The organism is Pseudanabaena sp. UWO311, assembly GCF_006937785.1.
Taxonomy (GTDB): Bacteria; Cyanobacteriota; Cyanobacteriia; order Pseudanabaenales; family Pseudanabaenaceae; genus Pseudanabaena.
This window is the reverse complement of record NZ_SJEE01000015.1, coordinates 85,911-111,865: the sequence shown is the minus strand read 5'-3', so window position 1 is coordinate 111,865 and position 25,955 is coordinate 85,911. Positions and strand designations below refer to the sequence as shown.

The window sequence follows — 25,955 nt, the reverse complement described above, 5'->3', positions numbered from 1 at the left end:
CTGGCGTTCTAAAACTACTGTGACAGGCGATCGTTTGAATTTCTGAATGAATTGATTGAATATGATACAAATTGTAATCAATAACTCACATTCCGAAGATAGAATTCCTACGATAGCTGAAGTTTGAGGCTGGCACGGCGACACAGCCCTTACAAAACGAAAGAATAGGGGCAATCCCTCCGTGGTTGCCCTACCATGCAAGCTGTAAGAGATTCATCATCATTGCTCTGCCTCACATGAGTCACTAATAATAAAGAGTGATATGCATAGCACATCACTCTTTATTATTTCTTAGGAGATTGTTCATTAAATCTCTTCTCATAACTGGTGTCTTGAGTATTTAATAACCGATCCCAGAAGGTAAAGTAAAGACCATAATGGAAAGTGTACTTGAGATGATGAATTGAATGATGGGCTGGGCCAATAAACCACTTACCCAGCCAATGGTGGGGAAATGATAGAGGAAATCGATCAATTCCTAGATGATTTAATACTGCCCATATTGTCATTGTCGTCAACACTGCAATTAGAGTAATGAAATGTAGTGGAATGATCAAGACAATACCGACTAAAAATAGAGAACTAATGATCGCCTCTAAGGGATCAAAAGCAAAGGATGTCCAAGGAGTTGGATAACGAGATCGGTGATGACCTTGATGTAACCAATGAAAAAGTGATGGGTGATGAAACAAGCGATGAGTGAAATAAAAATAGGCATCTTGCAGAATCAACACTACTACATAACTTATCCCTAGATACCAAAGTCCATACTGTTGAGGATCGCTGTAAATGCGTGTGAGATTCCAACCATATCCCGATACAATCAACGCTGAGGCGATCGCAAACACAGCTGCCGAAAGTATAGAAAGTTCAATATCCCGTTTAATCGATTGCCAAGAAGGATTTGGTTGTAGCTTTTGTTCCTCTGAAGACTGACGCAAAGGCAAATAAAAGCATAAATACGTTCCCCCCGCTACCAGAAAATATCTGCCGAGAATAATTCCAAAAAAAGCAATACCATAAAACCAAAATGAGTGATCTAGCAATTTAGCCTCCCTATCTTTATATCTTGCATTCACACTCCTCCACAGAAGTTTTCTATTAAAAAAATCCTAATAATTTTATTGATGTTACATGGAATCATTATTGCTCAACACTTCGTCCTGCAAGTGTATATTCAGACCCAAGTTATTTCTCTACGGGAGATGGATGAGGCTTTTAGAAGATTCCACGCAACATCAATAACTTTATTGATATTTCTCGGCAACATTTTTCAATAAAGTTATTGAATTCTCCTAAATAGCGAAACGTTTTACCTATACTCTATTATAAAAAATAAATCTGACTAAGGAAATCAGCAGATAGCTCAAAATTGCATAGGCGATAATTGCAATTATGATATTCAAATCAAATATGTTACCGCCACTATTAGAAGTAGGGCTAATAAATAAAGTGGAAAATGGAGCAATAAATGGTGCGGATAAGTTATTAATGAATATCGCAAATTCATTTTGAGTATTCGCTCCAGACAAACGCAATACAAACCTTAACATCAGTAATATTTCTATTATTCCGCCAAGCCAATAAATAGTATTAACTATCCAATAATAAATACCACTGCGCTGCGCCTTTCCTAGACGATTTTCCTCTTGTCGAAGGCGAAAAGTTTCTTCGTCTTGTCTTAGATCTTGCTGCCTTTCAAGATTGTTCTCATCCCGCTGATTATCATTCATTTTAAAACCATTAAATTTTTTGTTGGGCTCAAAGCTAATAGCTTTTATCGTAATTCTTAAAAATTTGGCTACACTTTCGAGAATTTAAAATTAAATCCAATCAGGATTTTTAATTCTCGAAATTGGAAACATTCTAAGGATTTGATATTAGTCCTACGGTGACAGACGGATGGGTGATGCTATGTGTGAATTGATTGAATACGACACAAATCTTTATCTAATTCAATTTCATCGCTATCTAGCTAATTTTTCCTTTAAAGCAATCTACCTACCATACGCCATGCAACTATCTTACTAAGCAAGCATGGTAAAAGCTGTTTGCTGTAATAAAGCAGATGTAAATTGACTATAGCTGTAATGTCCAAATAAATAGCCCCGACGCAAGCGGCGAGGTTATTTATTTGGACATTACAGCTACTGAATTAGTCCAGCAATAATATTAATGCTCATTGCTACAATTGCAGTATTGAAGAAAAAAGAGAGCACACTATGTAATAAAGATAAACGCCTCATCGATCGCGAAGTAATCTGAACATCTGAAACTTGACTGGTCATACCGATTACAAAAGAGAAATATAAAAAATCCCAATAATCTGGCTCAATATCCTCAGGGAAAGCTAGTCCTCCTGCTTTACAATCACTTTGAGTTTGGTGATCCTGATAATATTCATGAGCGTAGTGCATCGCAAAAATTGTGTGAACAAGTAACCATGAGCCAATAATTGTGACCACGGCAAGAATCAGGTGGGGAATTAAGATACTTATATCTTTTCCTTTTGTTTCTTTTAAGATGAATGTGATCGCAAATATACTGGCACATGCAGCAGTAGTAACAATGCTCAAGATTACTAGTCTTCCTTCATCCTGACTTTGAGCATTACGACGCATTGTTTTTGATTTTGCTTGCACCATTAGCATCCAAGTTGCGGCTAAGAAACTGATCATCCCCGCATCCCATATACAGAGAATCTTGGTGGACAGGCTAAACCAAGATGGAAGTAAAACTAACACGATTAAAGCAACAAGAATAGACAAAATTAAGCGCGATCGCACTCTCCATCGGTGAGAAAGTTTATCTTTGACTAAATTATCCAAAGTATTTATTCAACAGCAGGATTATCTAAAATAGATTCGCTAAACAGCATAACTCTCTTATCTGTACTTTTAGATTTATACATAGCTCTATCGACTTTTTTAAAGAGAATGTCAGCCGTATCTCCATCTCTAGGACATATCGCAATACCTATAGTGGCACTTATTGAAAAAACAATTCCGTCAAATTCACAGGTTTCAGAAATCCGATTAACCATCTTTTCGGCAAATCTAATCACATCGGATTCCAGCTTAATATTCAACAAAATACACACAAACTCATCTCCTCCCCATCGACTAACGATATCTTCGCCCCTGACAAAAGTTTGTAAACGTTTTGCCACAGTAATCAGTACTCTATCCCCAATGTCATGACCATAGGAATCATTAATGTTCTTAAATTTATCTAAGTCTATGAACATGATCGCGAGTTTCCAATTATGTCTATGTGCCTGGAGTAATCCATAGTCAAGACGCTGCTCAAGTAACAAACGGTTTGGAAGTCCTGTAAGTGGGTCATGCAATGCACTGTGTTGTGCATCTTTCTCTTTTATTTGAGATTTTGATAAATCTGCACGTACCTCAAGCAGATCATTTTTTGTTTCCCTCAGTTCCAATTCGATGTCGATTCTCTCAGCCACTTGCTTGGTGAGTTCGGCATTAACCTGTTGCAGATCTTCCGCAGCTTTTATTACTTTTTTCTCGGCTTTTTCGTTTTGCGCAATCACCTCTTGGATGGTCGGAAATGGGGGCATGACCTTAGCATTATTTGTGAGGACTGCATTCACCGAACCAAGTTGCTCCGCAGCCTTCTCTACATCTGCTTTGATTTCTTCGCTTTGATTGAGCAAGTTTTTAAGAGGAACTGTTTTGACACTTATTGAACTATCAAATGCATCTGAACTAGCTTTCATCTCATTATCCATATCGCTTTTCCTCCGCCAATAAAATCAAAGTGGATCTTCTGGGATTCTTACTAAGTGTCATTTACAACTACTATCGTAGTTATTCTGTTGTTTAAAATCGTGGTTTAGTCACGTATAAATTGTATGAGTTGAATGAAAACACAACAAATCTTTACAGAAAAAATAATCAGCCATGCAAAACATGGCTAAACATTTCTTGTTTTTCGTATTGCGATCGCGCGTCTCGTGAATCTACTAAATTTTTGACGCAATTAGACCAACTAGCACCAAAAGCCCTAATGCTCTCCGAAAGTAATTAACTCCTTGAAATAATTCTTCCCAAGCCCAAGTAAACAGAGAGCCAAAAGCGATCGCTTCTAATCCAATATTAACTTTGCCTGTTGTAAAGATTAGCCGCAATAGACTAGCCACAATCCAGACTATGAGTGGTAAGTTTGGCATCTGAGCGAGAACGACTTTACCTTCGCGATCGCGAAATATTTTATCAAGCAACGTATTTTCCATGAATTTGATTTATGAGTATTGATATTGTTAAAGTAGGTGTACTGAAGACAACTATCTTAGTGATAGCCATTGAGAGATAATTGGTAAGCAATACAAAGGCTTACTAGTACAATAAGAAAGAGATTTTTTTTGATCGTAAAAATTGATTGCATCAGGATTAATTGGAGCAATATATTTTAAATTAGCCCTCACATAGCATTCTCCTAAGTCATAAAAAATCAGAGGTTTGACGGGATAAGCTAACTCCTCTCTTGTGCCGATTACCCGCAACCAAGGGGAGCCACTACTGTCTAAAACAATTGCATCATCGGCTGAGGTATGGGGATTGGGAACTCGACCATTTGCGGTTTGGTTAAAAACAGCCGTAATAATAGCACCTCTCTGAATACGAGATCTTATCTCTCCATTCGGGGTGTACCGACAATTTACAGTACCTCCATTCGCTTCTGATTCTTCAGACTGAATAATTAACCACTTTTGAACAGCATAAAAGCCACGGTTTCCTTGTAGAAATATGCTATTAAAGTCTCCGTTACCATTAGGTTTCGGCACATCGGCAGCTTGTGCGATCGCCTTATCTTTAAAAATAAGCAAAGAAAAAATAATCGTTACTAACAGAATTGACAGTGTATACAAATTTAATTTTATGCTTCTCTTTCCTTTATTCATGTGCATTGGGGCGACTCCTATATTGCAAATAGACAAAATTAACAAGCATCAGGAATGTGGGAGCAGCAAGCCATAACCAAAAACCAAGTAACAACTTACTTAATAAAATCTGACTATCAGGACGACTTCCATTAGGTAAAGCAAACCAATATGCAGATATTGTTCCTATAAAACCGACGATAGTTGCTATAAGAGCAGAAACTATAGAGAGCTTGTATTTTTTCTGTACAAAAGATACACAGGAAAACCAATAGAGCGGATTTGCTAACCAGCCGATCGCGGGTATTTGGAGAAATAATAATCCCAGTACTCCCCAAGCGGTAACTTCAATTCCTCTCATATCGACCATGACACCTGAGTGTAATGTTTTGTAGTTCACGATCTCAAAGGCAAGGGCTGGCAAAATTAATCCCATCGTATATAGCGATAAAGATATTCCTAATAAAAAGAAACGGTGCTTGAAAAAAGGTGCTTTTTTTATAGGATTTTTCATGGAATGTATATGCTCACGATGCAAACTCATAACTGATTTTAGTAATTTTGCCTTTAAAATAGAGCCGAAGTCCTTCAGGGTACTCCCATCCAATTTCGCCATATAAAGGAATAAGCATCCCACTCTCAAGTGAATATTCCCCAAATCGACCACTCCAAGGCATAGCAGTTGTCTTATCGCGATAACGTTCTTCAGCCCGCATACTAGCTATTACACCTTCAGCATTAAACTGAAACACGACCGAAGCAGTTGTCTTTCCATCTGTCAAGGTAGCAAGAGCCGAGCGATCGTTAATTGCTTCCCAACTCACGCCCTGACTGGGTAATAGAGAAGTAGGATACCAAGCCGCTTCCGCAAAGAATCGCAATAATTCACCTTTGTTCAATTCAGGTGCATCGTGCATATTGGCAAGGGTGAAAAGCCCCAGTAATGAGGCGTGTAAGTTGCCTGCTCCTAACAGATAGGTATCATGGACAAAAGCATTTAGCAGTGGAGCCATCTGGATACGCGCATCCCAATCAAAGCCCAGTTGGTGAGTAACCACAAGTTGAGTGGCGGTGAATTTGTTCCACTTATCCAACTTTTCATTCATGTTGAACTGTCCTTTCTGCAAGAGTTCGACTTTTGCTATGATCGCCTGTCCATTCTGAAGAACAGTTTTAAAATAACGTTGCACAGGCTCTGGTAAATCTACAATTTCTCTAGAATCATAGGTTTTAGGGTGAATAGGTTGCTGTCCATTTGTCATTTTGACTCGTAATTTATCAGTCTCAGACCGCCAACGATCGCTGCCGTACATCGTAATAATCCACAACAAAGCGACGATCAAGATGATAATAATGACTATTGGTGGTAATTTCAACGAATAGCTCATAAACAGACCTAAGCTTATGCTAAATCCAGCAAGTATGAGGGCTACAAATCGCCATGTTTGAATGAATATCATGTTTCTCAATTTAAAATTTGATAGAGGGTGATGATGATAGTGATCGCGAAAATAGTTGTGTAGATTGATTTCGTGTACTTCGCTAACCAATCTGGCAAATAAATATCGAAGTTGTCCTTTGTGGAGTTTGTGTATTGTCGAGCCAGAAGATTCAAAGGGCAGTGGGATTTGAAGGCAAGTAGGATCAGTCCTTCTAGAAATACAAAGCCATAACCAATCCAGAGCCAGAGATCGAGTTTATTAGCGATCGCGGCATAAAGCATATAGAAAATCACAAAGTTGAAGAATATCCAGATCGCAGTGTGAATAAGTTTAATCAATCTTAGTTTGGTCTGAATCGACATTTCAAGCGCCAAAAATTTCGCCGTTAAGTTCTATCTTTTATTCTTGTACCTAATATTATTAATCCGACATAAATAATTATTGCTATTGAATCAGACCAAGTATCTGTGAAACCATTTATATTTTTAAATAATGTGCTACCAGAAATGACTCCCCAGCGAGCAATGATTATAACTGCGATGAACCAAGCTGTAAATTTTACTTTTGATAAATCTTTGTAAAATGCCATTACAAGAAATGCAATACCAAAAATAAAGTTTTCAGCCGTAAGAATATGCCAAACATAAAAAATCGTCGTTTTTGTAGACAAATCAATGCTGCTTGTATTAACTATAGGCAAAACTGTAGCTTGACCATTCCATGAATGTGTAAATGAGAAAACTATTGAGAGAATGCCTACTATTAGATAGTAGTAGTTTTTAATCATCGACATTTTTGAAGTAATTTTTTCATGCTTTCTCCTATATTTATTTGTTCTCACTTTTCATGTGGCTAATCCTAGTAATACTGCCTGCTTTTTAAATGCCATAGATTTTCCTATGTAAAATCTTGATTGTGACAGGCGATCGCTTGATTTCGTGAATGAGTTGATTGAATACGCTACAAAATGTAATTGAGTTATGGCGATCGCATTAACAATCTATCCTCTAAAGGCGATCGCTACTACTGTGAGTCGAGATTTCTAGGCGTAATGATTTTGCTATTGTTCGACAATTTTCTCTGGAACTTCTTCCAAAACTGGATTTGGTTCTGCTTTGGCTGATTTCATCCATGCGGCAATCATACCAGCGATCGGAATGGCAAGAAAAACACCCAATAATCCAGCCATTCGTTCGCCAATAAACAGCGATAGAAACAGCAGCACAGGATTTAACTCTAGGACATTGCCCATTACTTTTGGTTGCACTACGTTATCCTGAATTTGACCTAACACGATGCAGGCAATCAACACTCTTAAGGCGATCTCACTTCCTTGAGAGGCTAAGACTAAAAGTGTAACTAGCGTAATTCCCAAGGTGGCTCCAATGCCAGGGATCAAATCGATTAAGCCAAGAACGATCGCCAAAAACAGGGCATAGTTCACCCCCAAAAATGGAAAAATTAGCAAGGTGGAGCCAGAGAGAAACAGCATCAACAGCATTTGTCCGCGTAAAAATCCGAGAAAACTTTGCTGAAAGGTTTTAGCAAAGCGATCGCGGTAGGCGACTGGCAATAGCCGCAGCGATAATTTCCACAGCTTTTCACCGTCAATCAGCATATACAAGCTGATAACCGCCCAAAAAACCCCGATCAAGACGCTAGAAAAGATACTTTTAACGACTCCTAAACCAGATGCTAAACTCGTTTGGAGTGTTTCTATTACTTGTTTAATATCCAGTTGCTTGAGGGAATCCAAAAATGGTAAAAGATCTGGCTGGTTCAACGTATTTCTAATCTGGGTTAGCAAACTCTGTCCCTGATTCAACACTTCCAGACCAATCAGCATAGCCAAACCAAGCAATAAAGTGACTGCCCCGATAAAGGTGACTGTAATTGCCAGTTTTCTGGGCATATAAAGCGATAGCCAGACCACAGGATAATTTAGTAGCACCGCAAAGATACTGGCCGCAGTGAAGAGGGCGATCGTAGTGTAGAAATAATTAATCAGCAACACCGTAGCCCAACTACAGCCAAACAGCAGCAGAAAGCGTAGAAGTGCTGAGTTACTAAGTATTTGCCACGGGTTGGAAGATGACTTCTGGCTCATAGTATATGATGTGTGAATAGATTTAAATATCTCAGACTTACCTTCTAGGTTCCCAAAACATCAAATTTCCAAACAATATCTGACCTATCTTTGAAATCCCTTTCATATAAAAACAACAAACCTTCGCAGTTATTTTGTTGCAACTTATAGCTGTCAGCAGTTTGCCATTGTTCGATTAAAGTGGAGAAGTTAATATTTTTCACTCATACCAAAGCTTTAAGTGTGAAAGGCGATCGCTTGATTTCGTGAATGAGTTGATTGAATACGCTACAAAATGTAACTGAATGGTACTGAAATCGAATAACTAGTTGAGAAAATCTATATTTACCCAGTGTTGTTGTTCCCCATAAATAAGTTATCGCGATCGCACTAACAATCTATTTCCTCAAGACGAACGGGCATATGACTTCCATGTTATCAAAGAACCAATTGCAAATAGGATACATTCGACAATCATAAAAAAGAGTGAACTTGTGTTGCCAGTTGTCTGTCGGTAGAAACTAGCAGCGAACATTCGGAAAAGTCCGAGCGCCAGCAAGAACCAACTACAGAGTGTAATCAATAGAGTCCAGTCACGTTGCCATAGATTATGCGATCGCACAATCGCCAAACCCGCGACGAACATGAGAACTCCAGAGAGGTAGACGACTGGCGGGATCTGTTCGTCGTAGAGATGCGGTTGAATAAGCGGAAACTCCGAAGCAACCATTACCATTAGGGTTGGTCCTAGCAGTTCTCCTATACGCTTAGAGTTGGTCATACCTCATTTCTCGATACTGATTGGACTAAAAAACGATATTTACCCAGAGTTTCTGTTCCCCATAGCCAAGTTATCGCGATCGCTGTAATCGCTAACAAAATAGCAAAGATAAATGGGTCATAGTGCGAACCATTACTAGGGAATAGATACGGACTTATATTAATCATGCTATGAAAGAGAATCAGCGCGAAAACACTTTTATTAGTATTGTTAAAAATCCAAACCATAATTGTTCGCAGAAAAACTGTGCCAAGACATTGCCAAAATATCCATATTGGCGTTTGATGCATTTGACTGTAGGGAATAATATGCCATATTGCCCAAATAAAACCGATGATGATACTAGCTTTAAAAGCCCCATACTGGTTTTGCAAAGGTTCTGTAACATAACCGCTCCAACCCACTTCTTCTGCGATCGCACCAATAAAATACACAAAGAAAAAAATGATAACTAACAGAAAGGATGTTGGAGGTTCGGGGAGGATCACTCCTGTTATCTTCAAGTACAAATAAGAAAGTGCCGCTATGGTGGGCATGAGAAGAACAATGGGTATGTACCATTTTTTGTCTTTGATTTTTTGAAAGTCGAAAGATAGTTTTAAGAGTTCCTTAACTCCCTGAATATTTTGTTCTTGATAAACAAGAATCGCTGCTGCTAATAAAGGACAAAAAGTCATTAAGGCGCTTATTGGCAGCTTTATAGGAATTATTTTAGTCACATCTCCTGCCACAGCACCAAATATCCAGAAAGGAATTGATAATAGAAAAACTAACAAGAAGAATTTGAATGGTGATTTAATTTCTGATACGTTGTTTTCCATATTAGTCTTCTATTCTTAAATTGTTTAAGTACTTACTTCAAAATCTTTCTTAAACATGATGGCAAGTAGCAGCATTGACAAGGGCGCTGTAATTGCCCAAGGCATTCCAATCAGAAGTAGCGTCTCCGAAAAGTATGGATAGAAATAAACAAATACAATCAATGGTGTAACCAGACTATGAATCAAGAAAGAATATCTGACCCACCTTTGAAATCCCTGCTTTTCAAATATTGGAACGGCAAATAAGGTTGCGAATCCCATAAATATATAACCAATCGCATCAAAGTCCCAAAAGAGAGAGTGCGGAGTTTGACTTAGAATCAGAATCTCGTCTGAAGCTCCTTGAAGTGTCATCGGAATTACTGTTGCTAGTTGAACAACATAATTAGCAGAAACGAATGCTACATACAAGACTGTAAAAATAAGAGCCGCATGACTCCAAAACTTTTTCTCTGTTGGAGCTATATAGTGAAGTGCAAGCATTTCTAGCAAGAAAGGTATTACTATACAAAGCGAAAATCCATAAATTAAAATTTCATCTAATGGATAACTGAGCACCCCAAAAAGTTGTAACATCTGAACAATAACAAATGCAACTGTTGAAAAAAATGCAATAAGTCCTGACCAAAACCCAACTTTATGTACTGTTTTATTCATGTTTTTAGCATTATTAAGTTATTCATGATAGATTCCTAGATCTTGATTATTACATCAGACTCAGATCGCTAAAAAATTTAATCGAATCTATCGTTTCTTGATTGCCCCCATGCCTTTCACAGATTCTTTAACTTGAGGAGATCCAATATACTCTATTGATCCGATACCTAATACAGTTGCATTCAACTCCTCACTCACATTGACTACCGCACTTCCCACCCCTTTATTCCGAACTGTAGCCTGTTTGGCATTCAAATCTTCACCATTAAAGCTACCCACTCCATCAAGATTAAGCTCTAATACATCAACATTTCCTGCGATCGCAATGCTACCCACTCCATCTAGAGAAACCGACAAACGTTTGCCTTGAATATCTTTGACTTCAATACTGCCAACTCCATTGATGTCTAATCGCTCCAAGCTCTTAACCTCCACAACAAACTCAATAGGCTGGGTCGGATCAATGCTTGATTTATTAGCGTTACTGATATACAAGGTTTGGTTAGATACTCGACTTTCTAAAATTGGCAGGATGTTATCCTCGGCGATAATTGTGAGAGATTCTTTGCCAGTCTGTTGGATTTTGAGCTTACCCACAGACTTAAAGGAGATTGATGAAAAAGTGTTAACTTCTCTAGATTCAGTTTTGATAATTCCCGAACCTCTAATCCCACCCAGCGTAAAAACGCAACCTGTGAACAGGCCCAAAATTGTGAAACATAAAGTCAAACGGAATAGCTTCGATTTCATTATTTTTCTCCATTTTTAAATTAAATAGGACTTACGCAATGCGAACGAATTTACTGGGCTTTGAAGTGAATATGGCGCGGGCTTCGCCCGCGCCATATTCACTCGATATCATCTGCAAAGTCAGGCATATCTATATTCGGCTAAGGTCTTTGATCCCCAGAGAAACACCACAACACCTGCGGCGATCGCAATTATTGAGTAGTGAATTTCAGGATAATCAACCAATGGATTATGTATTCCATCCCTTGGGAACAAAGGTCTTCCTAAATTCATGAAAGTATGAAACAGGATGCAGGCAAATAAACTGTTGCCCGTGTTGTTGTAAATCCAAACAATCAAAACTCTGACCGCAACTGTACCAAGAGTTGCCCAAGCTATCCAAGTTAGATTATGTCCTTGTTGAATTATTGATGGGTAATGCCATACAGCCCAAGGTATACCGATAAGGATACCTGCGGATAAAGCACTAAACCTTTTTTGTATAGTATCGATCGCATAACCCATATAGCCAGTTTCTTCGGCAGCAGCTCCAAGAAAAAACAAACAAAAGAGAAAAGGGATAGAAAGAAAAGGAATATGAAAGTTAAATGGAAGCGGTAATCCTAAGAGATAAATTATGATGTATATCAACACATATACTAAACATGGCAGTGATACAGCACACCCGTACCATATCTTTTGGGTGATTCTTGGAAAATCTAAAATCCTTTTAAACAGTTTTTTAACACCAATAAGTCCTTCCGCCTTATACATGAGAATGCTGGCTGCGATCGTTGGTGTAAATGCAGCTAAAATGTCTGTTATAGGAATATCTAACGGTAGCCCTTTTATATCAATTCTTGTTTCAATTATCCATAAAGGGATAGAAAGTCCAAAAACAAGTAGAAAGAATTTTAATGGTGAATGGCTCTCTGGTTTGCTATTATTCATGATTGTTATTAAGTGAAGTTCTTTTTCTGGGTTTGAATTTATTGTTTAACATAAGGGGGTTCTTACGGCTATATGCAATTCCTAAACAGACAGATACTATTAGCTCAAGGGAAAAAACTACAATTACTTTCCAATTCAAATCTAGCTGTAAGGTTCCATTATTGCCGACATATAGAGCTAATCCAATACATCCATTAAACCAAGCATGACTCAATACACAAAGGAATAAGTTGTTTGTGTATTTATAGAGAGTTGTAAAACTAGCAGTTAAGATTATTCCTGAAAATAAATATAATCCAAAGGGAAATGAACTTTGGACTGTGCCTTTTATCATCCATAGCGGCAAATGCCAAACACTCCATATAGTTCCCACAACAAGAATAGAAGGCAAGTAATTAATTATCTTTTCTAATTGAGGCTGCAAAATTCCGCGCCAACCTAATTCTTCTAATCCACCTAGAAGGATGAGCAGTGGTAAATTAATAATTATTGAGAGTATTGAGATAGGTCTGTTGATGCCAAAAGCAATCCAAATCATCAATAGTCGCCAAATTGTAAATAATCCAAATATTAGCCATGCTTTTCTATCGACTTTTTTACCAAAGATATACTTAACAAAAGATGCTTCGCTAAAATCTTCCTTGAACTGTCGATAAATAATGTAGGAACTAATGACTGCTCCCCAACTGCCGATCGCGTAAGGTATCCAAAATAAAGGCTCACCATACCAAAGAGCGTTAAAATATCTGTTCCCAATGATAATAATCAGCCAAGATAGCCAAGTTATCGAAAAAGTATAAAGCAGAAAAAATCCAATTTGCTTTAGCGATCGCCATTTGTGATTTGTGATTTTCACTTTTGCTCTTTTCCTAATTTTTCAACTTCAGCCAACCATTTTTTTCTTTTTACTTCATCAGATGATTTTACGGGAGCAAATGAGGTGATTTTTACGGGTTTTATACCGCAAAATTCTAATACGCCAATTCTCATTGCATTATGTCCAGCATTTATATTCATCAAGAAGTAATACCAATTTGGCGTATCCATTGTGACAATCATCCTTGCGGTTTTCCCTACCAATAATTTGTCCCAAAATGGAGAATTCTCACGATATTTGAAGGCAAAGTCAGGCACAAAAACTCGATCAATAAATCCTTTTAGAAGCGCAGGAAAAGTTGACCACCAATTAGGATAAATCAAAACTAAATGGTCTGCTGCTAAGATTTCTTGTTGCATTTTTACTAGATCGGGTTCTAACCCGCTTATTATTCTGTATCCAAAAGTCAAAATGGGATTGAAATCTAAATCAATTAGATGCACCAATTTGCAATCTACTCCAGATGAGTCTGCGCCTTTTTTATAGCTTTCTGCGATCGCAAAACAAAAGCTCTCTTTGTCTGGATGTCCATTGATAATAAGTACTTTTTTCATTGTTTTATTTTTTTGTTTTATTTTTCAAATTATTGTTTATTCATCAGATAACCGCCCAAGCCTGTTAGCCATAATACAAGTGAATAAACTATCCATCTTTCTGCTCCGCCTATGCCGATAAAAGGGACAATAATGGTTGGGAAAAACACGGCGGCAGACCAAGTAAGTAATGCAACCGAACCAAGTAGAATCCCAATATATTTGAAAGGTTCTGAAGTGATTTTGGCAGATGTAGCGATCGCGGAAAATCCACCAGATAAGAATGCAAGCATTGCGAACATTCCATGATACGGAGTTTTGTCTCCAGGAAAAATTCCAATACCCACTAAACCCAAACTAAATAGACCGAGTGGAATACTGGCAATCAATTTTCTGAAGTATCTATGCTGATAAAATGTTGCTGTTAAAGTCATCAGTCCTGATAACAGCATTGTGGTATTAAAAATGCTCGAAGACGGCTGATAGATTATGCTGTTGGGCGGTCTGGTTGCGCCAAGATCGCTGACTTCGCTATGAAAAGTTGTGTAACCCGTGCCAGATGGATAAAATGCTTCAGCAGTAATGATGCCCATTAAGGCAAATGCGCCAGCAAGAAAGAATAAGAAACCAGAAAGTTTTAATTTATTCATGACAGATAGAACACTTATTTGTAAATATTTTCTATGAACGAACAAACCAATCAACAGGTCGTCTGAGTGAAACTGGCTTTGGATAATCTTTTAAATACCCTAATCGCAAAATAAATTGAATGTTTTCGCTGATTCCAACTGCTTGATTTAGTTGTTGCTGGATTGATGGTTCTTCTAATATCTGAGTCATCGGATGAATGGCAATATTCTTTTCTCTCACTTTAAGAAAAAGCCGTTGCATTCTGCGGCCAGTTTCTAGTAATGTCGCTACTAAGTTGTCTTTGCTAGTAATGAGAATCCAACCTGCCGATTCAGATACCTGCTGCTTAACTTTATCAAGCCCCACTTCTCGAAAATCTTTTTTCATCACATTATCTTTGTTGTAAAAATTCCTTACTACCCAACCAGAGAACCCTTCAATTTCCATGCTTGCAGTTGTCAGACCGTCCCGATACTTATCAGTATCCTTAGTAGAAAATCTAATCCAGTCGGAAAGCTCTTGTTGCGCTGGGTCGCGATAAGTTTGCAGTCGATTTGCGACCATGGTTTGGTCGCTGATAAATCGACCTTCTTTGCCAATCGCAGGTAAATAGTGAATGAACTCAGGTTCTGAACTAGTAAGATATTGGAGATCTTCTGTTTTTAGCTCGTCATTTAAAAAATTAGACCGCACAGTGCGGCGAGTCCTGATTTTTGAAATGTCAAATGGATTTTTTGATTCAATTTTATTTAATTTCACCTGCACTACCTGTTCATCCTGATTGGTCTTGGCAAGTAAAGTCCAGTGGCAGATATAGCCAAAAGTGCTCGCAGCATATTCCAGATTTTGAATAAACGCTCCAATTGATAAAATCGTTTCTCGCTGAGTTGGATCAACGGCTGGTAGCCATTTACTTTTATCGTTGCCGATAATCCAGTTATAGGGTTCGAGGTATTGGACAAACCAAGGCTGGGCATTGTGCCCACTTGGAGCAAGGGATGCGAGATGTAGAATCTCGTTTTCATCTACTTTAAAAGTTGCATTGTTAGAGCTTATCAATTTCAAGTCCTTCCTTAAAAGATTACTTTTATCGCTAAATAAATAACTTGTAAGTACAGTTGCAATGATTGAGCCACCAGCAATACCAATAAATTTTGTTCTATTCATAAGTTAGTTTCAGATCTAATGATCCAGCTACAATCCAAACGATGAAATGTTGTCGAAATCGCTTTACAGTGCTTTGCTCTAAAACTCAAACCAAGAAGATTTTTGAAAGCAATGCTTTCAAAAATCTTCTTGTGGTACGTTTGGTCGGAAATTGCTGTAGAAAATAGTTTGATTGCTATTTTGAGGGAAGCTTTAGTGTGACCAATGTCTAAATACTCTAGAATCTAATAATTGAGTTAAAAGTGTTGTTCGACAACACTTTTAACTGATGTTACGTGGAACGCAGAAGATGAATCTCTTGCTGCTAGCGTGACAGGGCAACCACGGGGGGATTGCCCCTACCTGAAACAATTCATGTTCTGTAGGGGCTGTGCCCCCGTGCCAGCCCCAGACCTATGCTATGACAAGAATTCCTTCCACGTAACATCAGTTTTAACTCAATTGTTTTAGGATGCTAAACTCCTACCATCTTCTTATTCATCTCTGGTTTTGAGCCATTGGATTCCACGGCTTCACCTTCAATGAAAGAACGTAGCATCCATGCTATTTGCTCATGCTGCTCCATCAAACCAGTAAGAAAGTCTGCGGTTCCATCATCTTTAAACTTGTCGCTACATTTCTCAATATGTTCACGCAAGTTGCGTACCACTTGTTCATGATCCGCTAGCAAGTGCGATACCATACCAGTTGCTGAGGGGATTTTGTCAGCCTGTTCTTTGAGAGAACAGATTTTGAGAAAACCCTCCATCGTTCCCACGGGATATCCACCGAGGGTTCTGATTCTTTCAGCGATCGCATCGACATTGATCGTGAGAGCTTCATAATGAGCTTGCCATAGTTTATGCAAGGTCATGAATTGAGGACCTACTACATCCCAATGATACTTTTTGGTTTTGACTAGTAGCAAATAGCTATCTGCTAGGTCGTTGTTGAGGAGGTTGATCACGCCTTGACGTTGGGTATCGGTTAGTCCAATATTGATTGTCTGCATAGTAATGTCCTTGAACTAATGAATGTTGTTGGTTAGAGACTCTAAGAGATCCCCTCAATCCCTCTTAAAACTACCGTATATACACAGGTCGGACTTACCCCCTTTAATTCCCCCTGCAAAGGGGGAAGACCAGAAATTTTGTTCCCTCCCCTTTGCAAGGGGAGGGTTAGGGTGGGGTAATTTCCCTGATTTCACGCACAAACTGAGATGTGTGCACACGGTAGCCTTTAAAAGGGGGAAGAATTAATTCTCCCTTTTAAGGGGGCTTGGGATGATCTGAATCAATTCTTAAATAGGAGATTAGGCTGGGACTGGTTCCATTAATGGAACATTTGTTGCGGCTGCATCTTCTGGCTCAAAGTCAGACTTTGGGGTTCCACATGTAGGGCAAACCCAATCATCGGGCAAAGCACCAAAGGGAGTACCAGGTTCAATACCTGAGTCTGGATCGCCGACTGCTGGATCGTAGACATATCCACAGGTTTTACAGATATACTTTTGCACTTGTGACTCCAAATTTATAAAAAGATGCGGATTTTCTATATCAATTTGCCACAGCATTTATACAACTGGAACTACCCCTGACGATAAAATGCCCCAGAAACGTAGAACACCATGATGGGTAAACAATTCAATTGCGATCGCTGATACAAAGCCGAGCATAGCAAGACGACCGTTCCAAAGTTCTGCTTGAGGAGTAAATCCTGTAATCCAAGAATTACGCATCATTACTTCGGCAGCTTCAGATTGTGGATTGTTAGTTTGCATAGTCGTTTCTCCAAAAATTAAAATCAATTTATCTCGCAACTTCCCATAGAATCTCATGCTTATGGTGGAAATCGTGTTGCAGAATAGCTAACAATGTATACTCTGCATGAATACTTCTTAAATGTTAATCATGGCAGTTTAGTAGCGGACATATAGAGCCTTGCGCTTTCTTAAAAACTAAGGGATTTTTAAAAAATCCCTTACTCACAAAATTTAAAAATTATAGCCAATACCAACCAGAATGCCCAAATCAGTTGTACGCAAAAAGGCTAAATTTGCAGCTACATTAATCGTGAATGTGGATGATAGAGGGATGTCAATACCTCCCGTAAGCAATAAACCTACACTACTGTTAGAACCAGTATTAATCGCAACTCCACCACCTAGATAAGGAGAGAACTGAAAATCTCCAAAAGGCTGTTGAGGAGCAAAATCATAAGTTACTGGAAGTAGAATGGTTGCAAAGTCTCTCAGTATTAGAACATTTGGACGCACTGATATAGTCTCAGTCAATCCGAGTTTGCTAATAACGGCAAAGCTTGTACCACCTAAATCACTTCCCCCAGTTAATCCGAAGTTAGCTCCACCTCCAAAATAGCTGGGGCCAGAACGAGTAGACCTAAATATGCGGTTGCCATTACTATCAGTCGGAGGGGTAATTTGCGAAATGAAGTTGTCAGATCTTTTAATAATGCCCAAATTTTGTTGAGGTACAGCCGTCAGTTCTGCTACTGTTGACACTTTCCCTTCTGGTAATTGAATGGGACTTTTAGCAGTCTCTAAACTTGTCGAAGGCGATATAGATCTACTGATTTCCTTCTTGTTCAGTGTAATCGAGCAGCTCTTTACCCATCCACATGGAGGCGAATTAGTTGTCTGAGCTTCTACTCCAGCAATAGAATTCCCAATCATTAATAGAAAGATGCCAACGGAAAAATTGAATTTCATAGATTTTCTCTTTGTAAATCATTAAATTCTCTACATCCTCAGCTTGACATAGCCATGTTTGACATCATGAATGAATTGATTGATTACAGATAAAGTTTAATGGCAGCTTAAGGATTAGGATTGGGGAGCGTCTAAATAAGTAATTTGGCAAAAAATTACTCAAACCCATAGAATTGCGTCCCTGCGGGGCGAAACTCTATGGGTTTGGGATTGTAATTATAGTCTCAAGCAGGCAAGGTGTATCGGTTCGCGATCGCAGATTTAATACGATCGCGACTATCAGTAGGTGAAAGATCTGTATTTGTTTCAATCTCACTAACTTCCTTTGCTAAGGATTCGTCTTTAATTGAGTTTTGGAGCCAATTTGAGTAATCATGCAGATGTAAATGATGTAACCAAGTGCGGTCGTCAACTCCAGCCGCTAATTGGATAAACATGTTGAGATTCTGTGCTTTGAGATTTAGCTGGCTATCTTCACCTCTAAAAAAGAAACAGCGATCGTTACCCAAATTGCCTTCAGCATAGGTTCGCATATGCCGTTGACGTTCTTGCAAGGGAAGAATTACTTCAAATTCAAATGGTTGCTCTTTAGTATTGAGAAGCCAAGCTAATCCTGATCCTGATGCAAGTTCTGTAGGTAACGGAGCGATCGGTAGCTGATGTTCTATGGCATTACAAAGATCAGTAAATGTTTGCATTGGTGACTTTACCGCAATCAATGTATCAACTAGCGATAAAGCCGAAGTTGCTACATGCTCAGGGTGAACAGTAATCATTAAGATGCCATTGACAGACTGAGGTAGAGTTACAGCTGCGTCCCATGTCGAAGGGAACATATGATGCACTTCGTCAATGACGATCCAATGCGGTCTACCTGTCCGCACCCGCATTTCTAGTAGAGAAGGTAGTAGTTGCGCTAGAAATAAAGGGCGATCGTCGATTTTTACCCCCATTAAATTAACGATTAGGTTTTGCTCTGGCTTACTCAATACTGTCAAAACTTCTGCTGAAGTAGGAATCTGCTGGGCATTTCCTAATACGACCGTCTGTTCAAATGTTTGATAGTCACCTTCAGGATCAATAATGCAAACCTGATAGCCTTTATCGATAAATCTCTCGATCAATCCCGTCGCTAGAGTCGATTTGCCACCACCAGAAATGCCCGCTAATAGAATATTACGATTTAGCGGCTGAATATAGACATCTTGATCGGCTTTAAGCTTACCTAATAAGATTCGATGCCGATCTGGCAAAATTGGAGATTCTCGCAGATCTTCTGTGAGATCTTGGGTTAATAATCGCTCGATTAATTCAACTACACCATCACCTCGACTTGCTTGAGTCACCCAATCCACTTCGCTTTTCACCGATGGTAAGGCATTAGATACGGCGACAGAAAACTCACATAATTTCAAGAAAGCAAGATCGTTCTCAGCATCTCCAACCGCTACTGTATTGCGTACAGATAATCCCATTTTGCTTAATGCTTCACTAAGACCCGCAGCTTTGTTAACTCCAGCTGGCAAAACCATCACTGCCCCTTTGTTAAAGATTACCTGTAGATCTAGTCCCAGTTCTCTAATTGTAGTCAGTACTTCGGTTTCGTTGGGTTCCCATGTTGCGACGATTACTTTGCCGACAGAGAGGGGCTCAATATTCCGCGATCGCAAAGCCTGTACGAATTTTTCAGGTGGTAAACTACCAAGCAATAGTTCTTCATGAGTTGGGGGGAAATAGATTACGGCTCCATTTTCAGCGACGACACAATCAAATAAATCTACTTCGGGAAATATATTGCAAACATCTTCTAGCTGTCTTCCTGTAACTAGAATCAGCTTTCGTCCAGTTTTTTGTAATCGTTTAAGTGCATCTAGAGTTGCCTCCGATACTTCTCCATTCTTCGCTAAGGTTCCATCGTAATCTGTAGCTAATATTAAATAGTGCATAAGTTTTGAATAAGTACTTAATTACTGATGTTACACAGAACGCAGATGATGAATCTCTTGCTGCTAGCCAAGCAGGGCAACCACGGGGGGATGCCCCTACAAAAAATATAGATTCTGTAAGGGCTGTGCCCCCGTACCAGCCATTACAGAATCTATCGCAGGAGTTCTATCTGCGTAAGCCAAATAAATTATCCAAAGTTATTTTGAATTCCTCCCCAGAGTCATAGGCGACTATAAGCTTGCCAATCATCCTTTTCCATTGCGCATTTCATTCTCCTAAAGTTTGATAAAAGCCAACTTTAATTGACAGGTTTGTTAGTTTTTAAAGGTTGGATAGTAGAGGTGCTTTTTACTTCAGCATCTTTCCCAAAATCAGGAGCGAAATCAATTACTCCAAAGTATTCTAATACTACAACTCCAGCAGCAGCAATGAGCATTGCTAAACCAGTATATAAGGCCGATTTATTTTTCTTTTCTACAAGTCTACGCATATGTTCTCTCTCAAGGTGTAGTATGCAAACGAAGAAATTTTAAATTTCTCCGTTTATATACTATTAATGAAGAATGTTTGGTTTCTTGATTGACTTGATTGACTATGCAATAAAGTGTTACAAAACTTAGTTCCATCTATGCATGTACAAAACTTCAGGCTCTAATCATAGTCCTAAAGACATCCTTCAACAGAAACACTATAGGTATTGCCGATCGCATTGAGTCCACCCACAAATACATTGACTTGAAAAGGATTGCTAGGCGATTGTGGTACACCAATTAGTCTTAGTGGTTGACCAACCTTAACGGCTACATTATCTTTTTTATAAGACCGACTAGAACTGCGATCGCGATACTTTAAGCTCATCTCTACATCATAGTTAGCATTGTTCTCAGGAACAATAGTTGCCTCAAAACTATTAAAAGAGCGATCGCTAGGTACAGAGAAATCAGTATTCCAGTTGTTACTGGTTACTAGTGTACTAAAAGGAGAAACAGTTTTTTTGACAGTCGTGCCAGTGTCGCCGATTACATTAAGAGGATAACATTCGTCAGCTTGAGCTGAGGATACAAAAGATAAACTTAGAAGCAATCCAAAAGCTACCAAGATCTTTAACTGAAATGATTTTAGAAACATATAACCTTCTTAAATTATTTAAATCACCAGAATGGTCGGTGCTTTGCACCGACCATTCTAGGCGTTATGATTTTGTGAGAACAGCTTTTAGCTTTGCCTCATCTTCATTTGAGAGAGAAGTCTTTAGAACTTTGCCTTCAAACCTGCTGAGATCTTCTAATACTTTGTCAGGAGTAGCACTCCTAACTAACACAAAAATTGCTGAGGTGCTAGGCTCAATGGTAATGCCAACTTCTCGGATAAAGTTGTCATCAATCCCAAGATCTGTCAATGCACCAGAAATCCCACCTGCGATCGCACCAACTGCCCAACCTAAGAGAGGATTAAAAAAGATAAAGCCAAATAGCAGTCCCCAAAAGCCCCCGCTTAATGCTCCCTCAGCAGTAAGTTCTTGAGTCTGTTTAATCTTTACTTTTCCATCTTTATTTCTGATCACGATCGCCGCGTCTTCTAAATCAATTAGATGCTCTTTTTGCAGCTTTCGGAGTTCCAATATAACTGCATCAGCAGTGAACTCATCTTTAAAACCAACAGCAATTAGACTACTCATTTATTTCTCCAGATTATGATTTTTGTTCTATTTGCAATGTTTTAGAGTAGGGGGTAATTCATGAATTGTCCCTACTCTAAAACGCACGTATTTAATGCTTAAACCCTAAAAAAAATTAGGATTTAACCTTGTTTTTGATCGCTTTAGCAGTATCAGAAGCTTTCCCAGTCAGTGATTTGAGAGCATCTCCTGTCTTGTCTTTGATATAGTTAGCTGCATCACCAGCCTTATCTAAGGTGTCATCTTTTACAGAGCTAATGTTATTTCCAGCTTTGTCAAAAGCCTTTTCTGCTTGCTTCACAACAGGAGGAGTATTCTCATTTGAGCTTCGTTTCATTTTGTCAAAATCAGAGGTTCCTTGAATTTCATTTAAACCCTGATTCGATGAATCGTCAGACGTATATTCTGGATTAGTATCATACGCACTACCCTTTACCACATCTTCAGCTTTCTTCTGGATGTTAGGCATCGTCAGGTTATCAGTGATTTGATCTGGAGCATTTTGAGCTGCGATCGCAGGATTGACACTAGCAAATGCAATTAATCCACAAACGACGACCATTACCACAAAGCGCTTTAGAAATTGTGCAATTTTCATAGAATTTCCTCATGATTTAATTGATAATTGGAACTTGTTTCCTGCTAACACTATGGCAAGTCAATGTTTGATTTCTTGAATGAGTTGATTGATTCTGAAATAAAATGTAATAGCAGAGTAATGGCAAGTGAATTTCTTTTGTAGAGAGATTCACTTGTCTTAAGTAATTTCTCGTTTAAAATTTACCCCACCCTAACCATCCCCTTGCAAAGGGGATGGAACAAGACTTCTGGTCTTCCCCCTTTGCAAGGGGGAATTAAAGGGGGTAATTCTGACTTATGTCTAGAAAATGGGAGGTTCTTTGCGAGAATTAATTAGATGCAACCACAGCCTTAATCGTGACAGTTTTAACACCCTTGATCTCCATTGCCAAACTTTTGACTTTATCAAGGTCATTTAGTGATGGAACTGTTCCCGATACGACAACATTTGCATCCTTAGACTCTACAGTCAAATTACCTTTAGGAATATTTGCCTCAAGCTTACTCCGAACTTCGCTAGCAAGATCGCTATCTGGTCGTTTGGTCGTGTCACCCATTGCATCATTGCGTTGTTCACGGGCGCGAATATCAGCATCCAATTGTTTTTTACGGGTTTCACTTTGAGCATCACTCATAGCTGCTTGAGTGTTTTGTGGTGCGGCAGTAGGGCTGATAGTGCTGCGCGGAGCAGGAGCTTCAGAGGTAGTTCGAGCATCGGTACAGGCTACTACTGTAACTAAGAGAAAATTAGTTAGTAGTAATGAAGCAATTTTTGTATTCATGGAAGAAATCCCTCAATTTATTAATACTCAATCGTGGTGAAAATCAATTTATCTCAAAGACACTTCGCCTGTTCTACTAGAAGCATTAGCAGAATCATAAACACCCCATTCATGGATGCCATGACGTTGCAAAATTGCTTCGGCTTGATGAATCTCTCTCTCCAAACCGTCAACTATCACTAAGCAATCTCCTTGATCTACGCGATCGCTATATACTTTGGCGCGGTCTTTCGGAATACCTAAACCGACCAATCCGCCGATGAGTCCACCTGCGGCTGCACCGATCGCGCCACCAGTTAAAGTCGTAGCCAGAGTCGTAGCCACAGCGCCAGCCAACATCACTGGCCCAACGCCAGGAATAGCCACAAGTCCTAGTCCAACTAGTAGCCCCGTTAATCCTCCAACAGCAACACCAGATGCAGCACCTGTTGCAGCACCTTCACCAGCCTTGTTGTCAAGATCGTTAAGATGCTGGACTTGTCTCTCAGCAGTAATGTCAGAATTGTGATCAACATTATTCCCAATGATCGAAATTTGATCCATATTAAATCCACTCTCTCTCAATTCACTGAGAGCCGATTCAGCTTTTTGATGATTAGAAAATGTACCTGTAGCCTGCTTATATTGTCCGATCATAATCTTCTACTCCGTTAAATCAATTAGTGGCTCAGTTTACTTAAGAAAACATAAAGATTTACTAAAGGTATGTAATATTAACTCCATCTATTGATAGATTTGAAGTTAATAATTTACCCATGAGAAATAGTGTTACATCTGCATGTAATAAATCATGTATAGTCAGACATCAAAAATGAATAAATTGTATAAGATGGTTTATTAATACTTAAATTGTTACAATCAATACGGTTATCTTTCTTTTGATCAATTGAGCATTTAAAAACTAGTCATTAAGAGAATTTTTCTAACCCAAATAAGTGCATTAAATATAGAATCCAGACATTCTCATTATAAAAATCGTTTTTAAAGACCATTTTAGGCACGCTTAAAAAAATGATTTTAGTGTTTCCAGCAGCGAAGACTCTGGAAACACTAAAATCATTTTCATGACAAGAATTATTTCTTCTAATCATTTAGGATGATATATTTTTTTGTTTTTGCAAATCTTTAAAAAGCTAGATATTTGCATAGTAAAGATTTATTTTGTTTTAGTACAACTCATACAATTCATACACTCTATAAGCATGAGATCAAACAAGTACCTGTTAGCTTAGGTGTTAACTCAAGAGTTACATACAAAACTTACAGGTAAAACAAATGACTTATATTTTGGTCTCTGGCAATGCTAATAACTTTAATAATCCAATTACTGCCATACTAAATGGCGTTAAGAAAGGACTTCTCTTCGCTTTTGGGTTCGCGCTAGTTTTGATGTTACAAGTGACATTCTTTAGTCCTGAGGCGATCGCATCTCCCTTGGCGAGCATTGGTAATCCGACGATTGCCGACAAATCCAAGGACTTCGCCAAAGAAGCTGGAAATCGCACTAAGGACTTAGCCAAAAACGTGAAAGAAGGCACCAAGGAAAATATGGGCAAAGCTAAGGATATGGCTAAAGATGCCAAGAACAAAGTTGGTGATGGAGTTGAGAGAACCAAGGCAATGGCAGGAGATCGCGCTGCTGAAGTTAAGGCAAATACCAAAGAGCTATCTGAGAAAGCTGGAAACAAGGTTGAAGATGCAATTGACTCTGTCAAAAACTTCTTAGGTCAGTAAATCCAATCCGAGGATAGGAACAGATTCACACTACCTATCCTCTAACTCATAACCTTTAAATTGATAAACGGAGAAATTATATGTCACTCATTTGGTTTATTTTGATTGGACTCGTGGCAGGCGCATTAGCTGGTCAAATCGTTCGTGGTGGAGGCTTCGGGCTCTTGGGCGATATCGTCGTCGGTATTGTGGGTGCATTGTTAGGAGGACTTCTATTCAATACCTTTGGAGTCTCTACAGGTGGCGGCTTACTTGGCAGTTTGATTGTAGCAACCATTGGTGCAGTGGTTTTACTATATGGAATTCGCCTAGTTAGAGCTTCTTAGAGCCTATTTGAGAAGTACAGTGTAGCTTCCAATTTCGAGACTTTGCACAGGTTGCAAATAAATTATTTAAGGGACAAATCCAAATGACTAATAGAAATTCAACAATTATTGATCAAACTGATGCTAATCTCGATCCGATTTCGGGAGAAGTAGGAGCACATCCCCTCGGAACAGGTGTAGGAGCCGCAGGTGCTGGCACTGTAGCGACAGTTATTGGCGGCGCAGTTGGTGGTCCCGTTGGTGCTGTAGTTGGTGCTGTGATTGGCTCAGTCGTTGGCGGCTTGGCTGGTAAGGATGTTGCTGAACAAGTTAATCCAACTTTTGAAGAAACTGATTGGCGAGAGACTTATACTTCTGGCTCCTATATCGATCACGATCGCACTTACGAAGACTATCGACCTGCCTATAAAACTGGCTATGAAGGCTACGAGCGCTATGGTCATAGTGGTCGGACTTATAGCGAAGTTGAAACAGATTTGCAACGCGATTATCAAACAAATCAGACTGGAAATTTACCTTGGGTACAAGCTAAACATGCAGTAAAAGATGCGTGGGATCGTGCTTCTAACACAATTCAACGTTCTAGTTAAAAACTGAGCTGCCCGCATAGCGAGCGGCTTATTTT

34 protein-coding genes are annotated in these 25,955 nt (G+C 38.9%); 3 read left to right on the top strand and 31 right to left on the bottom strand.

Going from position 1 to position 25,955, the window contains the following annotated elements; genetic code table 11:
• Window positions 1-284: 284 nt before the first annotated feature.
• The 31 genes from PseudUWO311_RS13270 to PseudUWO311_RS13120 all read right to left on the bottom strand — a co-directional run bounded on the left by PseudUWO311_RS13270 (window position 285) and on the right by PseudUWO311_RS13120 (window position 23,906).
• Window positions 285-1,046: a sterol desaturase family protein gene (locus PseudUWO311_RS13270; RefSeq protein ID WP_142655733.1), complete on the bottom strand. Its 762-nt coding sequence runs from the start codon at window positions 1,044-1,046 to the stop codon at window positions 285-287.
• 270 nt (window positions 1,047-1,316) lie between these two features.
• Entirely contained in the window at window positions 1,317-1,733 is a 417-nt protein-coding gene (locus tag PseudUWO311_RS13265; RefSeq protein ID WP_142655708.1) for a YggT family protein, read from the bottom strand.
• 414 nt (window positions 1,734-2,147) lie between these two features.
• Entirely contained in the window at window positions 2,148-2,828 is a 681-nt protein-coding gene (locus PseudUWO311_RS13260) for a DUF1345 domain-containing protein (protein WP_190303489.1), read from the bottom strand.
• A gap of 5 nt (window positions 2,829-2,833) precedes the next feature.
• Entirely contained in the window at window positions 2,834-3,751 is a 918-nt protein-coding gene (locus PseudUWO311_RS13255; protein WP_142655706.1) for a GGDEF domain-containing protein, read from the bottom strand.
• Window positions 3,752-3,985: 234 nt separating this feature from the next.
• Window positions 3,986-4,255 (bottom strand): hypothetical protein, encoded by a 270-nt coding sequence (locus tag PseudUWO311_RS13250; RefSeq protein WP_142655705.1) that lies wholly within the window; start codon window positions 4,253-4,255, stop codon window positions 3,986-3,988.
• Window positions 4,256-4,306: 51 nt separating this feature from the next.
• On the bottom strand, window positions 4,307-4,849 hold the full coding sequence (locus PseudUWO311_RS13245; protein ID WP_190303488.1) for a hypothetical protein: 543 nt from the start codon (window positions 4,847-4,849) through the stop codon (window positions 4,307-4,309).
• 67 nt (window positions 4,850-4,916) lie between these two features.
• Complete coding sequence (locus tag PseudUWO311_RS13240; RefSeq protein WP_223807567.1) at window positions 4,917-5,417, bottom strand: hypothetical protein; 501 nt, start codon at window positions 5,415-5,417, stop codon at window positions 4,917-4,919.
• 13 nt (window positions 5,418-5,430) lie between these two features.
• Entirely contained in the window at window positions 5,431-6,291 is an 861-nt protein-coding gene (locus tag PseudUWO311_RS13235) for a DUF6920 family protein (RefSeq protein ID WP_142655731.1), read from the bottom strand.
• 77 nt (window positions 6,292-6,368) lie between these two features.
• Window positions 6,369-6,707 carry a hypothetical protein gene (locus tag PseudUWO311_RS13230; RefSeq protein ID WP_142655703.1) on the bottom strand — a complete coding sequence of 113 codons (339 nt, stop codon included), beginning with the start codon at window positions 6,705-6,707 and terminating at the stop codon, window positions 6,369-6,371.
• A gap of 23 nt (window positions 6,708-6,730) precedes the next feature.
• Window positions 6,731-7,132, bottom strand: a complete 402-nt coding sequence (locus PseudUWO311_RS13225) for a hypothetical protein (RefSeq protein ID WP_223807565.1) — start codon at window positions 7,130-7,132, stop codon at window positions 6,731-6,733.
• Between the two features lie 273 nt (window positions 7,133-7,405).
• Window positions 7,406-8,452: an AI-2E family transporter gene (locus PseudUWO311_RS13220; RefSeq protein WP_142655702.1), complete on the bottom strand. Its 1,047-nt coding sequence runs from the start codon at window positions 8,450-8,452 to the stop codon at window positions 7,406-7,408.
• A gap of 385 nt (window positions 8,453-8,837) precedes the next feature.
• Entirely contained in the window at window positions 8,838-9,212 is a 375-nt protein-coding gene (locus PseudUWO311_RS13215; RefSeq protein ID WP_142655701.1) for a hypothetical protein, read from the bottom strand.
• On the bottom strand, window positions 9,209-10,033 hold the full coding sequence (locus PseudUWO311_RS13210) for a CPBP family intramembrane glutamic endopeptidase (protein ID WP_142655700.1): 825 nt from the start codon (window positions 10,031-10,033) through the stop codon (window positions 9,209-9,211). The genes PseudUWO311_RS13215 and PseudUWO311_RS13210 overlap by 4 nt, the downstream gene beginning before the upstream one ends.
• 24 nt (window positions 10,034-10,057) lie before the next feature.
• Window positions 10,058-10,690, bottom strand: coding sequence for a hypothetical protein (locus PseudUWO311_RS13205; protein ID WP_142655699.1), 633 nt, complete (start codon window positions 10,688-10,690; stop codon window positions 10,058-10,060).
• An 87-nt stretch (window positions 10,691-10,777) separates the two neighbouring features.
• Window positions 10,778-11,440, bottom strand: a complete 663-nt coding sequence (locus PseudUWO311_RS13200) for a GIN domain-containing protein (protein WP_142655698.1) — start codon at window positions 11,438-11,440, stop codon at window positions 10,778-10,780.
• A gap of 120 nt (window positions 11,441-11,560) precedes the next feature.
• Complete coding sequence (locus PseudUWO311_RS13195) at window positions 11,561-12,370, bottom strand: CPBP family intramembrane glutamic endopeptidase (RefSeq protein WP_142655697.1); 810 nt, start codon at window positions 12,368-12,370, stop codon at window positions 11,561-11,563.
• Window positions 12,363-13,226, bottom strand: a complete 864-nt coding sequence (locus PseudUWO311_RS13190; protein WP_223807564.1) for a CPBP family intramembrane glutamic endopeptidase — start codon at window positions 13,224-13,226, stop codon at window positions 12,363-12,365. The genes PseudUWO311_RS13195 and PseudUWO311_RS13190 overlap by 8 nt, the downstream gene beginning before the upstream one ends.
• Window positions 13,223-13,801: an NAD(P)H-dependent oxidoreductase gene (locus tag PseudUWO311_RS13185; RefSeq protein WP_142655696.1), complete on the bottom strand. Its 579-nt coding sequence runs from the start codon at window positions 13,799-13,801 to the stop codon at window positions 13,223-13,225. The genes PseudUWO311_RS13190 and PseudUWO311_RS13185 overlap by 4 nt, the downstream gene beginning before the upstream one ends.
• A 29-nt stretch (window positions 13,802-13,830) precedes the next feature.
• The gene (locus PseudUWO311_RS13180) at window positions 13,831-14,430 is read right to left on the bottom strand and encodes a DUF998 domain-containing protein (RefSeq protein ID WP_142655695.1); all 600 of its coding nucleotides are present in this window, start codon (window positions 14,428-14,430) and stop codon (window positions 13,831-13,833) included.
• 31 nt (window positions 14,431-14,461) lie between these two features.
• Entirely contained in the window at window positions 14,462-15,577 is a 1,116-nt protein-coding gene (locus PseudUWO311_RS13175; RefSeq protein ID WP_142655694.1) for an Acg family FMN-binding oxidoreductase, read from the bottom strand.
• 454 nt (window positions 15,578-16,031) lie between these two features.
• On the bottom strand, window positions 16,032-16,568 hold the full coding sequence (locus PseudUWO311_RS13170; protein ID WP_142655693.1) for a Dps family protein: 537 nt from the start codon (window positions 16,566-16,568) through the stop codon (window positions 16,032-16,034).
• Window positions 16,569-16,868: 300 nt separating this feature from the next.
• Complete coding sequence (rd, locus tag PseudUWO311_RS13165; protein WP_142655692.1) at window positions 16,869-17,072, bottom strand: rubredoxin; 204 nt, start codon at window positions 17,070-17,072, stop codon at window positions 16,869-16,871.
• A gap of 57 nt (window positions 17,073-17,129) precedes the next feature.
• A complete protein-coding gene (locus PseudUWO311_RS13160) occupies window positions 17,130-17,336 on the bottom strand; it encodes a chlorophyll a/b-binding protein (protein ID WP_190303486.1) in 207 nt (68 codons plus the stop codon).
• Window positions 17,337-17,549: 213 nt separating this feature from the next.
• On the bottom strand, window positions 17,550-18,284 hold the full coding sequence (locus PseudUWO311_RS13155) for a hypothetical protein (RefSeq protein ID WP_142655691.1): 735 nt from the start codon (window positions 18,282-18,284) through the stop codon (window positions 17,550-17,552).
• Between the two features lie 224 nt (window positions 18,285-18,508).
• Window positions 18,509-20,230: an HAD-IIB family hydrolase gene (locus PseudUWO311_RS13150; protein ID WP_142655690.1), complete on the bottom strand. Its 1,722-nt coding sequence runs from the start codon at window positions 20,228-20,230 to the stop codon at window positions 18,509-18,511.
• A 299-nt stretch (window positions 20,231-20,529) separates the two neighbouring features.
• Window positions 20,530-20,721 (bottom strand): hypothetical protein, encoded by a 192-nt coding sequence (locus tag PseudUWO311_RS13145; protein WP_142655689.1) that lies wholly within the window; start codon window positions 20,719-20,721, stop codon window positions 20,530-20,532.
• A 173-nt stretch (window positions 20,722-20,894) separates the two neighbouring features.
• Entirely contained in the window at window positions 20,895-21,359 is a 465-nt protein-coding gene (locus tag PseudUWO311_RS13140) for a hypothetical protein (RefSeq protein ID WP_142655688.1), read from the bottom strand.
• 64 nt (window positions 21,360-21,423) lie between these two features.
• On the bottom strand, window positions 21,424-21,909 hold the full coding sequence (locus tag PseudUWO311_RS13135; RefSeq protein ID WP_142655687.1) for a DUF1269 domain-containing protein: 486 nt from the start codon (window positions 21,907-21,909) through the stop codon (window positions 21,424-21,426).
• A gap of 115 nt (window positions 21,910-22,024) precedes the next feature.
• Window positions 22,025-22,507: a hypothetical protein gene (locus tag PseudUWO311_RS13130; RefSeq protein ID WP_142655686.1), complete on the bottom strand. Its 483-nt coding sequence runs from the start codon at window positions 22,505-22,507 to the stop codon at window positions 22,025-22,027.
• Between the two features lie 310 nt (window positions 22,508-22,817).
• Window positions 22,818-23,270, bottom strand: a complete 453-nt coding sequence (locus tag PseudUWO311_RS13125; protein ID WP_142655685.1) for a BON domain-containing protein — start codon at window positions 23,268-23,270, stop codon at window positions 22,818-22,820.
• A gap of 48 nt (window positions 23,271-23,318) precedes the next feature.
• Window positions 23,319-23,906, bottom strand: coding sequence for a general stress protein (locus PseudUWO311_RS13120; protein ID WP_142655684.1), 588 nt, complete (start codon window positions 23,904-23,906; stop codon window positions 23,319-23,321).
• A gap of 639 nt (window positions 23,907-24,545) precedes the next feature.
• Here PseudUWO311_RS13120 and PseudUWO311_RS13115 point away from each other — a divergent pair.
• From PseudUWO311_RS13115 to PseudUWO311_RS13105, 3 genes are all read left to right on the top strand, one after another.
• Complete coding sequence (locus tag PseudUWO311_RS13115) at window positions 24,546-25,004, top strand: YtxH domain-containing protein (protein ID WP_142655683.1); 459 nt, start codon at window positions 24,546-24,548, stop codon at window positions 25,002-25,004.
• A gap of 80 nt (window positions 25,005-25,084) precedes the next feature.
• Window positions 25,085-25,330 carry a GlsB/YeaQ/YmgE family stress response membrane protein gene (locus PseudUWO311_RS13110; RefSeq protein WP_142655682.1) on the top strand — a complete coding sequence of 82 codons (246 nt, stop codon included), beginning with the start codon at window positions 25,085-25,087 and terminating at the stop codon, window positions 25,328-25,330.
• A gap of 83 nt (window positions 25,331-25,413) precedes the next feature.
• Window positions 25,414-25,920 carry a hypothetical protein gene (locus PseudUWO311_RS13105; protein ID WP_142655681.1) on the top strand — a complete coding sequence of 169 codons (507 nt, stop codon included), beginning with the start codon at window positions 25,414-25,416 and terminating at the stop codon, window positions 25,918-25,920.
• Window positions 25,921-25,955: the final 35 nt, after the last annotated feature.

Excerpts from the sequence above, each read along its gene's own strand:
- PseudUWO311_RS13265 (WP_142655708.1), bottom strand. The coding sequence starts at position 1,733 with ATGAATGATAATCAGCGGGATGAGAACAATCTTGAAAGGCAGCAAGAT.
- PseudUWO311_RS13255 (WP_142655706.1), bottom strand. The coding sequence starts at position 3,751 with ATGGATAATGAGATGAAAGCTAGTTCAGATGCATTTGATAGTTCAATA.
- PseudUWO311_RS13250 (WP_142655705.1), bottom strand. The coding sequence starts at position 4,255 with ATGGAAAATACGTTGCTTGATAAAATATTTCGCGATCGCGAAGGTAAA.
- PseudUWO311_RS13240 (WP_223807567.1), bottom strand. The coding sequence starts at position 5,417 with ATGAAAAATCCTATAAAAAAAGCACCTTTTTTCAAGCACCGTTTCTTT.
- PseudUWO311_RS13235 (WP_142655731.1), bottom strand. The coding sequence starts at position 6,291 with ATGAGCTATTCGTTGAAATTACCACCAATAGTCATTATTATCATCTTG.
- PseudUWO311_RS13230 (WP_142655703.1), bottom strand. The coding sequence starts at position 6,707 with ATGTCGATTCAGACCAAACTAAGATTGATTAAACTTATTCACACTGCG.
- PseudUWO311_RS13225 (WP_223807565.1), bottom strand. The coding sequence starts at position 7,132 with ATGATTAAAAACTACTACTATCTAATAGTAGGCATTCTCTCAATAGTT.
- PseudUWO311_RS13220 (WP_142655702.1), bottom strand. The coding sequence starts at position 8,452 with ATGAGCCAGAAGTCATCTTCCAACCCGTGGCAAATACTTAGTAACTCA.
- PseudUWO311_RS13215 (WP_142655701.1), bottom strand. The coding sequence starts at position 9,212 with ATGACCAACTCTAAGCGTATAGGAGAACTGCTAGGACCAACCCTAATG.
- PseudUWO311_RS13210 (WP_142655700.1), bottom strand. The coding sequence starts at position 10,033 with ATGGAAAACAACGTATCAGAAATTAAATCACCATTCAAATTCTTCTTG.
- PseudUWO311_RS13205 (WP_142655699.1), bottom strand. The coding sequence starts at position 10,690 with ATGAATAAAACAGTACATAAAGTTGGGTTTTGGTCAGGACTTATTGCA.
- PseudUWO311_RS13200 (WP_142655698.1), bottom strand. The coding sequence starts at position 11,440 with ATGAAATCGAAGCTATTCCGTTTGACTTTATGTTTCACAATTTTGGGC.
- PseudUWO311_RS13195 (WP_142655697.1), bottom strand. The coding sequence starts at position 12,370 with ATGAATAATAGCAAACCAGAGAGCCATTCACCATTAAAATTCTTTCTA.
- PseudUWO311_RS13185 (WP_142655696.1), bottom strand. The coding sequence starts at position 13,801 with ATGAAAAAAGTACTTATTATCAATGGACATCCAGACAAAGAGAGCTTT.
- PseudUWO311_RS13180 (WP_142655695.1), bottom strand. The coding sequence starts at position 14,430 with ATGAATAAATTAAAACTTTCTGGTTTCTTATTCTTTCTTGCTGGCGCA.
- PseudUWO311_RS13175 (WP_142655694.1), bottom strand. The coding sequence starts at position 15,577 with ATGAATAGAACAAAATTTATTGGTATTGCTGGTGGCTCAATCATTGCA.
- PseudUWO311_RS13170 (WP_142655693.1), bottom strand. The coding sequence starts at position 16,568 with ATGCAGACAATCAATATTGGACTAACCGATACCCAACGTCAAGGCGTG.
- PseudUWO311_RS13160 (WP_190303486.1), bottom strand. The coding sequence starts at position 17,336 with ATGCAAACTAACAATCCACAATCTGAAGCTGCCGAAGTAATGATGCGT.
- PseudUWO311_RS13155 (WP_142655691.1), bottom strand. The coding sequence starts at position 18,284 with ATGAAATTCAATTTTTCCGTTGGCATCTTTCTATTAATGATTGGGAAT.
- PseudUWO311_RS13150 (WP_142655690.1), bottom strand. The coding sequence starts at position 20,230 with ATGCACTATTTAATATTAGCTACAGATTACGATGGAACCTTAGCGAAG.
- PseudUWO311_RS13145 (WP_142655689.1), bottom strand. The coding sequence starts at position 20,721 with ATGCGTAGACTTGTAGAAAAGAAAAATAAATCGGCCTTATATACTGGT.
- PseudUWO311_RS13140 (WP_142655688.1), bottom strand. The coding sequence starts at position 21,359 with ATGTTTCTAAAATCATTTCAGTTAAAGATCTTGGTAGCTTTTGGATTG.
- PseudUWO311_RS13135 (WP_142655687.1), bottom strand. The coding sequence starts at position 21,909 with ATGAGTAGTCTAATTGCTGTTGGTTTTAAAGATGAGTTCACTGCTGAT.
- PseudUWO311_RS13130 (WP_142655686.1), bottom strand. The coding sequence starts at position 22,507 with ATGAAAATTGCACAATTTCTAAAGCGCTTTGTGGTAATGGTCGTCGTT.
- PseudUWO311_RS13125 (WP_142655685.1), bottom strand. The coding sequence starts at position 23,270 with ATGAATACAAAAATTGCTTCATTACTACTAACTAATTTTCTCTTAGTT.
- PseudUWO311_RS13120 (WP_142655684.1), bottom strand. The coding sequence starts at position 23,906 with ATGATCGGACAATATAAGCAGGCTACAGGTACATTTTCTAATCATCAA.
- PseudUWO311_RS13115 (WP_142655683.1), top strand. The coding sequence starts at position 24,546 with ATGACTTATATTTTGGTCTCTGGCAATGCTAATAACTTTAATAATCCA.
- PseudUWO311_RS13110 (WP_142655682.1), top strand. The coding sequence starts at position 25,085 with ATGTCACTCATTTGGTTTATTTTGATTGGACTCGTGGCAGGCGCATTA.
- PseudUWO311_RS13105 (WP_142655681.1), top strand. The coding sequence starts at position 25,414 with ATGACTAATAGAAATTCAACAATTATTGATCAAACTGATGCTAATCTC.